Consider the following 13,831-nt stretch of genomic DNA (forward strand, 5'->3'; position numbering starts at 1 on the left):
AACATTAAAAAGGGGCGTCAGAGAGAAGGAGGCGTCACGTCTGCGACATCTCCACGCTAAACACTAAGTCACCTCGCGGTGCGGGGGCTGGCTGTACGCCAAGCCAGGTGCTGTAACCCAGTCGGCCACCGCCGCCGAGCACCACTGAGGAGACCTCGGCGGCGCGAATCAGCACCCGGACATCCCACTGGTATTCAATGCCCAGATACTGGCGAACCCAGTCGCGTAAGGCGTTAATTTGCGCTTCTCCCGGCAGGAAGCGGGCATATTCATCGGCGCTGAGCGGCCCGATTTCGAGGAGAAATTTATGCTGGACATCGCGTACCGCCACGCCGAGAAATGCCGACACGCCAAGACGCGGCAGCCGACGTCCGGCCCCCAGTTGCGCCCGATCACGCGGGCTCAACGGCATCCACTGCGGAACATTGCAGATAATCCGCACAGGCACCTTAAAGTAGCTGCGCAGAATTTTCTCCAGCCCTTCCGGGTCGCGGCTGTGGCGGGTGAGATGCCCGGCATAGGTAAAACGCGCATGCGGGCTGAGTTTGCCCTTTTCCATCTGTCCAGGTTGCCCCATACCGATGAGCGCCGCCAGATAACGTTCAAAGCGTGGGTTATCTTTCCGGTCGAGAGAAACTGTCGGCTGTGCATCCGCCCAGGCACGATAAAACAGCAGCGTCAGGCGATGATGGAACAGATCTGCAAAGGCGCTCAGGCTGTCATCCTGGTGGTGATGGATGCGTTCGCGAGCATATTCGGTCAAATGCACCGGCAGCGGCCCGTTAGGGCCAAACAGGCCAAAACTCAGAATTGAAATATCGTGCAGCGCGCTGTTTTCACGCTTGCTGGCAGAAGCCAACGTCGCCGGCGCAAAGCCCATGGACGGGGTCTGGCCAATACGCAACGACTCAAATTTTGGCAGCGGCGCGCGGCCTAACGGGTAACGTTCCCCTCCCTGGGCATCCAGCCGCCGCAGCAGTTGAAAGAGATCATATTGCCAGGGCGCGGCCATCACCCCACGCCAGAAATTCTCGGCTAATGGCGTCAGACGATGGATGGTGGTGGTGCTTGCCTGCGGGTCACTCATATCAGCGCCCTTTTGCCCATCCGCGGCGCCCAGTAACCTATCTCGCCACGCTGCTGGCTGCACAGCGTAAACTCGGTAAAACTGTTCAGCGATACCAGCCGCGCAAAAACGCGTTCCATCACGCTGCCAAACAACCACGGGCTGGAGCCGGAAAATGCGCGTTCATCGACGGTTAAAGTAATGCCAATGCCGCGGGCGAAAACAATCGGCCCCGGCTCAGGCACCCGCCGATGTACCGGCTCCAGCACACAGCTGCGTACGCCTTCAACCTGCCGCGCAATCGCCGTTTCCGCCAGGCTGGCATACAACCCCAGCAGCTGGCGCAGGGCGGCTGCGCCTTCGCCATTGTCGCTATCCATCAGGCTTAAATAGTTCATTTGCAGCTGACTGATCAGCCGCCACGTACTCAACCCTTCAGCCAATGCCGGACGCGGCGGCGTTGGCCCTTTGCGCATTTTCAATGACTTAACCGGCAATGAGTCCGGCAGCACAAACTGGCCTAGCTCCTGCTGTAGTACCAGCGGCAGATCGCGACTGGTGCACAGTACTTCGGCGGTAATATAGCGCAACGCCTCCTGCCAGGGAGCATGCTGCTCATCCACCAGCGAAACAAAAATCTCCGAGCCGGTATAGCCGGTGCGGGTACCGTAGCGCAGCGCGTGTTCCGATAGCACCCGCTGTTCACGACGTTGGGAGAAATAAGCGCCGTAATTTCCGCCGTCACCGCTCCAGGAGCTCCAGAACGGCCGGAACTCGCGGTCGTCGCGCTGGCCGTCGGCGCTGGCGTGGATTTTTCTGACGGCATAGATTTCGTAATCCAGCGGGCGAATGTTATCGACCACCAGATGGTATTCATGCTGGCTATCGCTCAGCTTCTGGCGGGCGGCGATTTTGGGAAACAGGTTAATCACCGGGGTGCAATGTAGCGCAAAGTGGCTGGCATCGACCACCTGCTCCAGCCGTTCGTCGGTTTTATCCAGCAGGATAATAATATCAAAGGATTTTTCGTTGCCGCAGCCGGCTATCAGCTCGCCCAGCCCATTCACGCTGATAAAACGAAAGCGCGCCGGGAAGGCAAAATACTCATGCAGCAAGCGGTAGCCATCAAAATTGCGCAGATCTTCCGGGAGCAGCGCCTGATCGGCAGCAAATCCTTCCTGCTGCAGGGCGTCATCGCCAAGCGTCAGGCGGCGCGGCTCGCTGCCCGTTGTCTGACACAGGCAGCCCACCTGGTGCGCCATCACCAGTTCGAGCAGACTGAGAGCTTCAATGTCCGGGCCGCTGAGGAAAAACGCCAGACGGTCAAAATCAAGATGCCCAAGATTCTGCGCCCCGTCGCAGGAGACGCGAATGCGCAGCGCACTGGTCGCCCCACGCTGGCTCATGCCAAGCGCGGCGAGCGGCACATCCGCCGGGAGCCCGCCCAGTTCGGCTTTTTCGATACGCAGCGGCAGCAGCGTCACGTCATGGGCGGTGGTATAGCTGCAGGTAACGCCATTTTTTTTCAGCGTCTGGCTGTCCATCATGGTGCCGCGGGGTACCACGAAGCCTTTGCTCAGATCGCCTTTATTGCCGTCAGGCTGCAGTTCAGCAATAGCCATGGATGGCGTCGGCGCCAGATAGTTCGGGGCGATCATCTCCAGCAGGCGCTGAGAAAAGCGCGGGAACTCGGCATCCATTTTCAGCTGTACGCGCGAAGTCAGGAAGGCGAAGCCCTCCATCATGCGTTCAACGTAAGGATCCGCGACCTCGATACCGCGCATTCCCAGTCGCCCGGCGACTTTAGGGTAGCGCTCAGCAAATTCGGCGCCCATTTCGCGCAGATAGGCCAGTTCGCGGTTGTAATATTCAAGCAGTTTGCCTTCCATCGTTACCCCGCGTCTTTTAATTCAAAATGACCATTCTCAAGATCCACATCGCTACGAAACAAAAACTCCAGCGGGTACGGTACGCACCACAAACGCCCCTTAATCTCGATGGACAGCACGTTATGCAGATCCAGCGAGCGGGGATCGGAAACGCAGCGCACCTGCAGCCCCTGTGGCAGGATGCGCGGTTCAAAGTTGAGAATGGCTTCGGTTAATTTGCGCTGAATATCCTGCCATTCAATATCCGACATCCGCTTCCCGGCCAGCGGCGCAACGCCGAAGTTGACAACCGAACGGCGAACGTGCGCCAGCTCGGCCAGCGTCTGCGGGTCGCTATGGTTGATGGTGTTAAATAGCCATTGAAGATCGCGCAATACGTGACGACGCAAGGTCGTGTGGGTAATCAAATTGCTGTTAACCGACTCTTGCTGCGTCTGCGGGTGGTTGTCCGTCAGGCGATCAAGCAGCGAAGGCTGCATTTTATCCCGTGCGCCCACCGTCTCTTTTTTACTGCGCGCCTGCCAGCCGCTGAGCAGAACATCGCCATCGCGAAGCGATTTATTCATTCAAAGGTCACCACTTCTAACGTCAGCAGCGGGAACTCTGCGCTATCGTTGAGCCACACTTTCTGTCCGTGTCCCTGATACAACATCCCCTCCTCATCCAGCGCCTGCCACTCCGTCGCCCGGGCCAGCATAAAACGTTCTTCTGATGCCGGGGTCAGAGGGTAACGCGCCGGGATCTGGCAGACCTGTTCGCTGCCATCACGCAAACGCACCAGCGCATGCCGCCACACCAGGTCGGTAACGCTGGCCGGAGCCTGAAAACGGATCTCCGCGATGGCGCTAAACGGCAACCAGAAGTAACGACCGTTAACAATAACCTCGCAAACCGGCCCCAGACGGGCATCGCCGTCCATCAGCCAGGCAAACGGCTGCGCCTGACCTTCCGGGAACCCGAGTTCGCCGGGGTTAGCTTCCGCCTCTTCAAACGCATGAAGCCGCTGCTGATGAGCCGCTTCCGGCGGCTGAGCCAGCGCCGAGACCAGCGTCGCCAGCCACGGCCACGGGTGTTCAGGCATGTGTGGCTGCGCCCGGCCAGCCAGCACTTCAGCGCGTTGTTGTTCCCCCTGCAGGGTGTGTTCCAGCAAGGTAACGGTAGGCCGGGCCTGCGGTTTCAGCGCCAGCCAGCTTTTCAGTTGCCTCTGCGCTCGCGACCAGTTACCGCTGAGGCACAGAAACTGCACAAACGCCGCCCGCAGATCGGCGTCTGCGGGATGCGCTTTGATCTCATTTTCCAGGCGCTGTAGCGCAGAGGCGACGGACTCGCCCGCCAGCCGTTGATAAAGCGTGTTCATAGGCGCTCCTTAATGCGCTGCGCGGTAGGCGCTCGCCGCCGGGTTACGTAACAGAGGATGCAGCCCATCGATGAGCACCACGTTTAATTTGGTCTCTGGTGCCAGCCACGGAGTCCAGACTTTGCGCACCGCATCAACGCGCGCCTGCAGGCGGGCGGCGTCGTTGGCCTGTTCAGCAGAAATTTCAATCGCCAGCGTGCCGTCCATCCGCCAGCCGTTCTGCGCGGAAACGTAGGGCAGAATCATCCAGCTCTGGGTGGCCTGTTCGTGACTGACCACCATGCGTTGATTATTCACGGCGGTAATCAGCAGCTTGTTCGGTTCAACGGCCTCATTGAGCCCGATGACCGGGAAGCCATGGACAAAGGTGACGGTACTCTGTTTCTCCGCGCCGTCGTTCAGCTGGCTAATCACATAGCGTCCCGTCAACCAACCGCCTTTCTCGCAGCTTCCCGACGCGCCCGCCGGAATGAACAGCGCCGGAGCATTCGCGCTATCCTGCCAGAAGGTTCGCAGACGACAGCCGTCTATCAGGGTAAACTCCTGCCACGGCGTACGGTCGGCGGCGGCAGAGAGCGCTTCAGCTTTATCTGCTGGCGGCAATAGCGCCGGGGCGGCAGGCGCCTGAGGAGGCGCAGCCGCAGTATCGGCGGAGACCTGCACCGCCCATTTTTTATTTTTTGCCGCGGTCCCCTGCGCAATATGTCCGTTACTGGCGTCCACCAGCGTCCAGTTCACCTGCTGTAAACGCGCGCATTGATGCTCCAGCAGCGTACCTACCCGCGGCAAAAAGTTGGCCAGTACCTTCACGTTTTTGTTGCCATTGGCGACAATGCGCAGCGCCAGTTCGTTGGCACACCAGTTCTGCGGGGCGTTGCCCTGAATGTTATCGATCCAGACGTCCAGCTTTTGCGAAGGCGATTGCACGATCCGGTAGTTTTCCGCCTGGGTAACGCCGGTGACGGCGAGCAGCGCCGCGCCCATTAACCAAAGTTTCATAAAAATCCTTGTAAGCCTGTATCAATCCCGCAGAGGGAAAAACTGAGCGGCGTCCGAGAGCGAATGCAATAACGTCGCCTCCTCCGGACTCCCCATCCATACCGCCACGGCGCTGTAGTTATCCTGCGAAGCCTGAGCGCCTTCGTTGTTTTTCTGAATAATTTGGTTCATCAAGGTTAGCCATTCCTGCGGGGTGTTCACCATCTGCAGGGATGATTTCATCTGTTCTTCCCCCACGCAGTGCCAGAAACCGTCGGTACAGAGTAAAAAGGCATCGCCATCTTCCACCGGCACGACATCGCTATAGCTGGCTTCCGGCCCTTCACTGGCCATGCCCAGCGCCCGATACAGCAGGTTGCTGTTGATTTCGTCGGTCTGGTGCCCGGCATCTTTCATCTGTTGCACCAGGCTATGATCGGTGGTGACGTGGTATAGCCAGCCGCGGCGAAACAGGTACAGACGGCTGTCTCCAGCGTGTGCCCAGTAGGCCAGCTTGTAATCACGATCGATAAACAGGCTGACAAGCGTGGTCCCCATTCGCCGGTAATCCGGCGTCGCGCGCTGCTCGTTGAGGATGGCGCGATTCGCCGCCTGGACATATTCGCGAATGGTCTGCGCATTGAGATGATTTTCACCATCAAAACGGGTCAGAATGGCATTCCGCGCCAGTTCCGCGGCAACATCGCCCCCGGGAAGGCCGGCGATGCCGTCGCACACCACAAAGCAGGCGGAACGATCGCCGACGTTTTCCCCGGTCTGATCCTGGTTGCTGGCGCGCGTCCCCTGGCGGGAAAGTGAGGCCGTTGTAATGTCCATTATTCTTCCGATCCGCTCTGTGAGTCCTTGTACTGATTCACTTCCATGTCATACGCATAGAGGAACGCTTCGCCAAACAGGGTGTGAAAATCATCTTCAATCTCACCGGCGGTTTCACCATAGGTACGGACAAAATAGTCCCACAGCGCGGCCTTGCGGCTTGCCGGGAGCGCCAGCCGCGAGGTGGCGCCATCGCGTTTCGCCTCTTCCTCCAGTTGCTCCGGATTAAAGGATTGCAGCATGGCGGCGATAATGGCGCGAATCCCGGAAATCATCCCCAGTTGGTGCGCCTGCAGGTCGATCAGCGCATCGCGCACCGCTTTTTTCGGCGGCATAAAGCCCGGCATCCGCGCGCCAAACATCTGCATCAGTACCGTTTTCCCCGATGGCAGCAGTTTGAACGGATTATTGGCATCATCCAGCACCATGGTCATATCGGCTTTGACGCCGCGTTTCAGAATCGAGCGGGAGGAGAGCAGCGCTACGGTCCCCTGGGAGAACATGCTTAGCATTTGTCCCAGCTGACGCATATTTTCGCGGTCGAACTGCGGGACCGGCTGCATATCCCCCAGCCCCATTCCTTCCAGCAGCGCTTCCAGTAATTCGCCCTGCAGAACATCGCCGTTTGCAGGCTGCTGCCGGGAGTCAGCCGGTGACGCGTTGCTTACGGGGTCGATGCGCAGGCGCCCTTTCGGCGTCTGCGCGGCGTGGCGCACCACCGCCTGCGGGGTAGGCAACGGAATAGCCTCTGCCGCTTCGCGCTCTCCCGGCGTCGGCGAGGCGTGAAGCGCATCTTGCAACTGCTCTTGCTGCTGCACGGCAGGCGGCTTCGGCGACGGTTGTTGCATACACAGCGGGGAGTCAAAAGCGGCATCCGGCTCCGAGGAAGCTTCAGGCTGTGGCGCGAGGGGCGTTTCTGCCGCACTAAAAGCTTCAACCGGCGTCAGCGGCGCCCCCCCCATCAGCCCCAGCGGATCGTCGTTACGCGCCGCTTTCGTCGTCGCCCCCCCGGCAAACAGTGCCAGCGGATCCAGCTCTTCCTCGCTTCCTTTGATCATCGGTTCGACCGATGATTCCACCGGCGGGACCAGCGTGGTCGGCGTGAGATCGGCAAAGATGCCGTCGCTGTTAAACGGCGTGTCATCAGCAAACAATTTGTCAGTCGCCATGTTTTCACGGACAAACGGCGATTCGCTGTCGTTGAACATCGCCAGCGGATCTTCCGGGTTACGTTCCGCGGCCTGCGGCTCGTCAAAAGGATTATGCGCCGCCGCTGGCTGCGGTTTCACCCGGTTACTGGAGATGCTGTCGGAAATGGAAAACTCCTGCATCAGGCTGTCCCAGATTTCCGCTGGCACCGCCGTCGGCATACTCTCCGTCCTGGCACGCACAGATTGCGGCGTTGATTCTGTAACCGGACGAGCGTTCACCTGTGGCGGTTCGCCAGCGGCCATATGGCTCATCGGCCGGGTGTCCTGAAGCAGATCGCTCACTTTAATCCGGTATTCATCAATAGAGAGGAGATCGCCGTCCTGCAGTTCAACCTGGCGCCCGCGCTCCAGCGGGATATCGTTGAGCACCACCCGGGTGACGTTACCGCGGTTGGTGATCCGGCATTCGCCGTCGGCCGCCACGTGAACAATCGCCTGCAGACGTGAAATGGCGCGGTCGTTATCCGGCAGCACCAGATTATTGTCGCTTCCGCGGCCAATAGTGCCGCCCGGGGCATAAAAATCGCAGCTGCTCTGCGGCGGCTGGTGACCGTCTTTGGTCGAAATAATCGTGAATCGCATAGCGTATTCCTGCTGGTATGATTAGCGCTCAAACGCTGCCGCTCTCGAAATAAGAACGGCGGCGTTTGGGGGTAACAAATACTATTCACTCTGTGAAATGTTAAATTGCCCTGATGTGTTTTTTTCTAATACAAACCGAGCGGCGTAGCGAATCGATTCGTTTTTACCCGTCACTTTAAGCGCAACATCATATTCCCCGGCTTGCCATGGAATACCGCGCCATTGGTGACATTGCCGGGTATTTAGATAGCTTTTATTATGCACTTTTACTTCGGAGTATTTTATTGCGTCACCGAAAACAGATCGTGCCAACGCGATTTCACCGATAGTCAGAGGCCGAACGCCCCCTCCTGCAAACTTGCCATGTTATCTTCCTTGCCGGCAGATAAGGGCCGGGGAAAATCCCTGGCCCGACCAGCAATTATGCTTCTTTGTTCTCTTTGATATTCCAGCCAGAGCTGCTTTCAGCACCTTTACCGCCTGCTGAAGTCTGTTCCCAGTACTGCTGTTTGACTTTCGCAGCCTGGAAAGCATAGGTCACACCAACGGTATCGCCATTGTCGGCACCGGTGTACTGCACGGAGGTCACCAGCACGTCCTCCAGAGTAATTCGCGCGTACTCAACCTGCTGGCCACCGGCTTTGCACACGGAGAGCTCAAGTTTAGTCAGGTGTTTTCCGCTGGAGCAGTGCTTAAGGATAGCGGTCGTGGATTTATCAATCAGCGCGTTCACGTGCAGATCGTTAAAATTCACTTTACCCGCGCCGCCGCCGCCGCCAACGCTCATATTACCCGGCTGGGAAGCTCCCCAGGAAAAAGAGGTAATATCAGTCCAGCCGGTGTGATTAGAATCTTTCGATTCACCGGTAACACCCTCGATCTTCAGGAACATATCAATAGCCATAATATCTACTCTTCGTTAATGACAATTATTGCTTTCGAAAAAGCGCTTATATGGCAAACAGGAAAGCATGGGGCTGAATAAAACCATCCATATTTTACCTCTGCCTCAAATCAAACGGCTGATGTCGTTTGACAGTCTTGACACTCCTTTCTAAATAGATTAAGAAATGTGAAGTCTTTATTCTTTCGGGTTATCCTGAATCCAGGTGTGTTCAGGATTTCCAATAATTAATTGTGGCACCAGTTCATTAAGCTCATCGCTGTGATAAAGGCGTAAACAGTTTAAGGTCACACCTTGTACTGCTGGTTTTCTCTCGGAATGAAACGCATTGGTTGCCCCTTTGTATTTATCAATGAGGATATTAATTTTGTCATTACCATTATCAATATCGAAAGGCACCCATTCCAGTAACGCATTACCACTACGGGCAGCATCCACAGAAAACTGGCTTTTATCATCAGAGACTTGCGCCAGGCAGCGAGAAAGAACAACGTCTTTGACGACCTGCTTATAAGGGAGTTTTTTTAAAAATAACACCGGATCGTCAGTTGCATAAACCGAGGCTGAACTGGTAAGCAATAGCAGACTAGCAATTATTTTTTTCATGGCAACTCCCAAAAATTGGCTTTGGTCGTTGTGTAATTTGTATCCGGCGCATTGAAATAACAGTGATCCGAACAGGTTAAACCATTCCAGAATGTGGCATGCCCCGCGGCGTCACTCCAGCCTTGTACCTCAAACAGGATTACGCCCTTTTTGTTGGCCAATTGCTGAACGGGTAAAGACGGATAACTCACGATCATGTCAGGTTTACCCCACTGACGAGTCAGCCAGGCAATGACATCCTTTACGCGGTAGAAGTACCATTTGTTATCAGCACCGGATACCGTGAGATTTGAAATACGCGGCACGGAGTGCCCGGTATAATTCAGAACATAACTCATGCGAACGGCGCAACTGTTTGACCACCCGCCCTTCTCTTCCGGTATTTCGAAGTTGTGCCTTACCTTACCACCGATAACTTGCTTAACTTTGCCGATAGAATCATTTGCATCGTAAATACGTGTCGCCGCCGCCCAGGCAGCAACGAACGAAGGTCGCGCAATCATATTTCCCCTCAAACTTCCATGCTATAAAGCCAGCGCCGGGCATGGTCTCCCGGCGGCAGTTATCACGCATCTTTCGTCTTCAGCGACGGCAGCTTCGACACCAGACGCAGGGAAACCGTCAGCCCTTCCAGCTGGTAGTGCGGGCGCAGGAAGAACTTGGCGGTGTAGTAACCCGGATTGTCTTCAATCTCGGCGACCTGGACCTCCGCAGCGGCCAGCGGTTTACGCGCCTTGGTCTCCTGCGAGGAGTTCGCCGGATCGCCGTCGACGTAGTTCATCACCCAGTCATTCAGCCAACGCTCCATATCGTCGCGTTCGCGGAAAGAACCGATTTTGTCGCGAACGATACACTTCAGATAGTGGGCGAAACGGCAGCAGGCAAACAGATAAGGCAGACGGGCTGCCAGGCGTGCGTTAGCGGCGGCGTCGGCGTCGTGGTATTCCGTCGGTTTCTGCAGCGACTGCGCGCCGATAAAGGCTGCGAAATCTGAGTTTTTGCGATGAATCAGTGGCATAAAACCGTTTTTCGCCAGCTCCGCTTCGCGACGGTCGCTGATAGCGATTTCCGTCGGGCATTTCATATCGACTCCGCCATCATCGCTCGGGAAGGTATGACACGGCAGATTTTCCACCGCACCGCCGGATTCCACGCCGCGAATAGAGGTACACCAGCCAAACTCTTTGAACGAGCGGTTGATATTGGCCGCCATCGCATAGGCAGAGTTCGCCCACGCGTAGTTGTTATGATCCGCACCGTCGGTCTGCTCTTCAAAATCAAAACCATCCACCGGATTAGTGCGAATACCGTATGGCAGCCGGGAGAGGAAACGCGGCATCACCAACCCCAGGTAGCGGGCATCTTCCGATTCACGCAGCGAACGCCAGGCGGCGTATTCGGTGTTCTGGAAAATTTTGGTCAAATCGCGCGGATTCGCCAGCTCCTGCCAGGACTCCATTTGCATGACGCCCGGCGCGGTACCGGTGATAAACGGGCAGTGAGCGGCCGAACCAATGCGTGCCATTTCGCCGAGCAGCTCCACATCCTGCGGACCATGATCGAAATAATAATCGCCGACGATGCAGCCAAACGGTTCGCCACCGAACTGGCCATACTCCTGCTCATAAACTTTTTTGAAGATGGGACTCTGATCCCAACCCACCCCTTTATAACGCTTGAGGGTACGGCCCAGCTCCTGTTTAGAGATGCTCATAAAACGGATTTTGAGCATCTCATCGGTTTCGCTGTTGCTGACCAGATAATTCAGCCCGCGCCATGCGCTTTCCAGCTTCTGGAACTCGTCGTGATGGATAATCTGGTTCACCTGGCGGGAGAGTTGCTCGTCAATCCCGGCAATCAGATTCTGAATGGTACGGTAGGTGTCGTTGGAAAACGTCACGGTGTTTTCCAGCGCCTGTTGCGCCAACGTTTTTACCGCGCTTTCCACTGCCGAGCGCGCCTGGTCAGTCTTCGGGCGGAACTCTTTACTCAGCAGCGCGCTGAATTCATCCTGGCTGAACGCCTGGCCGGACTGGTGTTCATGTTGTTGAGTCGGGTTGCTCATCGCTTACTCCTCGCTACCTTTCGCGCTGTCATCTTGTTTCGGCATCTGGCTCAGGGATTTGAGCAGCGTGGGATCCTGCAAAATTTTAGCAATCAGCTCTTCCGCACCGTTTTTACCGTCCATATAGGTCAGCAGGTTGGAGAGCTGAGTTCGCGCTTCCAGCAGCTTGTTCAGCGGCTCAACCTTGCGGGCAATAGCATCCGGCAGAAAGTCATCCATACTCTCGAAGGTCAGATCGACGTTCAGCTTGCCCTCGTCGGTCAGCGTATTGTCAACCTGGAACGCCACGCGCGGCTTCAGGGCTTTCATGCGTTCGTCGAAGTTATCGATATCGATATCCAGAAACTTACGCTCATCGACAGAAGGCTGGTTATCTACCGGTTTACCGACCAGATCGGCCATGACGCCCATCACAAACGGAAGCTGGATTTTGCGTTCCGCACCATAAATCTCTACGTCGTACTCGATCTGTACGCGGGGGGCACGGTTACGTGCGATAAATTTCTGCCCACTCTTACTTATTGCCATGATGTTCTCCATCGAAGATGCGCGGTAAAGGTTGAGCGTCAGACCTTATGCCTGTCGCCATAATACCTGGATGCGTCAGTCGCGACGTCCAAAAATATTTTCCAGCTGATGGACGCCGTCCGGCGCCAGATCGCGAATAATGTCCATAAAATCAAGTTCAATTAGCCGTTGAACCCGCTCAATCATCAAGGGCGCAGGATGGCTGGGTTCATGTTGGGAGAAATACTGCTTCGCCTTTTCCAGCATCAGTTGGGCCTCAGCGCGGGTCGTGATTTGCGCGCTACGCCAATCGACAGCCGACTGCGCCGTTGATGCGCCAGGCGTCACGGCCTGTTCACTGACAACGAGCTCTTCACGCGGGGAATGAAAGGCCGAGATGTCAGTCACCTGGCAGGCGCTCGCGACCACGCCGACGGTCTTTTGCAACTGTTCCATTTCCGGGACTCCGCTTTCGCTGAGATAGCCCACCAGCAGTTCACGAATGGTCTGCAGACGTTGATGAATGGCGAGGATGGCCTCAATTCCCGGCTGGCCGCCACGCGCCAGTTCATCAATCAATCGCGAACGCCCGCCGGGATAACCGGCGCATTCTGTTTTACTGCCATCCAGCAGCGCCTGCGCATCGCGCAGCGTCAGCTCATCGCCGTTGCTGCGCAACAGCATGGCGTTACGCAGCGCAGTGGTCAGCTCAGATTTGTCGCTCATTCCTGCCAGGGCGTTGATACGATAAAAGGGATCGGTCTCGCCGAACTCCTCCAGCAGCGGATACATCTGCGGCCAGTAGAGCGACAGGGCCTGCTGCACCAGCAGCAGGCCATCCGCGTAGCCGGCCAGCCCCCGGCGTTTGGTCCACGCGTGGGTTAACGCCAGCATGACGCGCAGATCTTTGGTCCGCCCCAGCAGGCTAACGGCCAGCTTTTCTACCGTGGTCCAGTCCGCCGGCTCGGCCGGAATAATGGTGTCGCCAAATTGCTGCTCGGCTTTCCCCTGGCTGGCCTGTTCCATGGCCTGAAAATCGGCGTCATATTCCAGATTGTCCCCGCAGGGCTGCTCCGGCGATACCGGAGCGAGAAAATCGTCAATATTCATTGCATACCTGCTTATTCAAACATCGGCGGATAGAGACCATGCCGCCCCGGTCTTGCCCCACCGGCGGGGTCGAATAACAGCGTAAACAGCTGCCCGGTCAGGTTTCCGCTGTGAACATGGGTATAAAGCGGGTAACCGTCTCCGCGGTTGGTCCACCAGAAACTGGTCTGTCGCTGCGGATCGAAACATTCCGCCGCCTGTTGCCAGCCAAGGGGGCTTTGGTCACCGGTTTCATAGCCGATCACATCCAGGATTTCCGAGCGCTGTTCCGGGGCCACCATTCGCGGAGCCGGAATGGCCAGCAGCGCCTGATCCAACTGCTCGGCGGAGAAACCATTGCGGACGGCATGGAGCAAAATACGTCCAACCAGCTGATACCATCCCCCGGCCTGCGCCAGTATTTGTGGTGACCAGGACAGCGGATTAAAGGCTATCTGCGCACAGATCGGATACTGGCGCCCCACTCTGTCACGGCCAGGGATCAGACAACCCATCTGAACCATTTGCCCGCTCAGCATCGGCGGTACGATGAAATTCCATACCGGCGCGTTGCTGAACTGCCGCTTACCGCTACGCTGCTGCTCCTGTTGCCAGGCCAGCAGGCCAACCTGGAACCATTGCGACCACTGGCGAACCAGGATGTCCGGGAAGCGACGTTGTAAAAAATCGCCGGCACTGGGTAATTTTCCGTACCAGCTCATCGCAGGGGAGTTCGTCAT

14 protein-coding genes are annotated in these 13,831 nt (G+C 56.9%); all 14 read right to left on the reverse strand.

The window, feature by feature from the left end; translation table 11 throughout:
* Positions 1 to 34: 34 nt before the first annotated feature.
* Entirely contained in the window at positions 35 to 1,087 is a 1,053-nt protein-coding gene (tssG, locus tag EDF73_RS06370) for a type VI secretion system baseplate subunit TssG (RefSeq protein ID WP_132727268.1), read from the reverse strand.
* The gene (gene tssF, locus EDF73_RS06375; protein WP_132727271.1) at positions 1,084 to 2,955 is read right to left on the reverse strand and encodes a type VI secretion system baseplate subunit TssF; all 1,872 of its coding nucleotides are present in this window, start codon (positions 2,953 to 2,955) and stop codon (positions 1,084 to 1,086) included. Before tssF ends, tssG begins: the two co-directional genes overlap by 4 nt.
* A 2-nt stretch (positions 2,956 to 2,957) precedes the next feature.
* Positions 2,958 to 3,521 (reverse strand): type VI secretion system baseplate subunit TssE, encoded by a 564-nt coding sequence (tssE, locus tag EDF73_RS06380; protein WP_132727274.1) that lies wholly within the window; start codon positions 3,519 to 3,521, stop codon positions 2,958 to 2,960.
* On the reverse strand, positions 3,518 to 4,312 hold the full coding sequence (locus tag EDF73_RS06385; RefSeq protein WP_132727277.1) for a type VI secretion system accessory protein TagJ: 795 nt from the start codon (positions 4,310 to 4,312) through the stop codon (positions 3,518 to 3,520). Before EDF73_RS06385 ends, tssE begins: the two co-directional genes overlap by 4 nt.
* A gap of 9 nt (positions 4,313 to 4,321) precedes the next feature.
* Positions 4,322 to 5,311 (reverse strand): hypothetical protein, encoded by a 990-nt coding sequence (locus tag EDF73_RS06390; RefSeq protein ID WP_132727280.1) that lies wholly within the window; start codon positions 5,309 to 5,311, stop codon positions 4,322 to 4,324.
* Positions 5,312 to 5,332: 21 nt separating this feature from the next.
* On the reverse strand, positions 5,333 to 6,127 hold the full coding sequence (locus EDF73_RS06395; protein ID WP_132727283.1) for a protein phosphatase 2C domain-containing protein: 795 nt from the start codon (positions 6,125 to 6,127) through the stop codon (positions 5,333 to 5,335).
* Positions 6,127 to 7,920 (reverse strand): type VI secretion system-associated FHA domain protein TagH, encoded by a 1,794-nt coding sequence (tagH, locus tag EDF73_RS06400; RefSeq protein ID WP_132727286.1) that lies wholly within the window; start codon positions 7,918 to 7,920, stop codon positions 6,127 to 6,129. Before tagH ends, EDF73_RS06395 begins: the two co-directional genes overlap by 1 nt.
* Before the next feature lie 421 nt (positions 7,921 to 8,341).
* Complete coding sequence (locus EDF73_RS06410) at positions 8,342 to 8,824, reverse strand: type VI secretion system tube protein Hcp (protein WP_132727289.1); 483 nt, start codon at positions 8,822 to 8,824, stop codon at positions 8,342 to 8,344.
* A gap of 177 nt (positions 8,825 to 9,001) precedes the next feature.
* The gene (locus EDF73_RS06415; RefSeq protein ID WP_132727292.1) at positions 9,002 to 9,430 is read right to left on the reverse strand and encodes a T6SS amidase immunity protein Tai4 family protein; all 429 of its coding nucleotides are present in this window, start codon (positions 9,428 to 9,430) and stop codon (positions 9,002 to 9,004) included.
* Entirely contained in the window at positions 9,427 to 9,933 is a 507-nt protein-coding gene (locus EDF73_RS06420) for a type VI secretion system amidase effector protein Tae4 (RefSeq protein WP_132727295.1), read from the reverse strand. The genes EDF73_RS06415 and EDF73_RS06420 overlap by 4 nt, the downstream gene beginning before the upstream one ends.
* Before the next feature lie 62 nt (positions 9,934 to 9,995).
* Complete coding sequence (gene tssC, locus EDF73_RS06425; protein ID WP_132727298.1) at positions 9,996 to 11,495, reverse strand: type VI secretion system contractile sheath large subunit; 1,500 nt, start codon at positions 11,493 to 11,495, stop codon at positions 9,996 to 9,998.
* 3 nt (positions 11,496 to 11,498) lie between these two features.
* Positions 11,499 to 12,023 carry a type VI secretion system contractile sheath small subunit gene (gene tssB / locus EDF73_RS06430; protein ID WP_132727301.1) on the reverse strand — a complete coding sequence of 175 codons (525 nt, stop codon included), beginning with the start codon at positions 12,021 to 12,023 and terminating at the stop codon, positions 11,499 to 11,501.
* A gap of 75 nt (positions 12,024 to 12,098) precedes the next feature.
* On the reverse strand, positions 12,099 to 13,112 hold the full coding sequence (gene tssA, locus EDF73_RS06435) for a type VI secretion system protein TssA (RefSeq protein WP_132727304.1): 1,014 nt from the start codon (positions 13,110 to 13,112) through the stop codon (positions 12,099 to 12,101).
* Between the two features lie 11 nt (positions 13,113 to 13,123).
* Positions 13,124 to 13,831 carry a type VI secretion system-associated protein TagF gene (gene tagF, locus EDF73_RS06440; RefSeq protein WP_132727307.1) on the reverse strand — a complete coding sequence of 236 codons (708 nt, stop codon included), beginning with the start codon at positions 13,829 to 13,831 and terminating at the stop codon, positions 13,124 to 13,126.

This window comes from Klebsiella sp. BIGb0138 (assembly GCF_004342285.1).
GTDB lineage: Bacteria > Pseudomonadota > Gammaproteobacteria > Enterobacterales > Enterobacteriaceae > Klebsiella.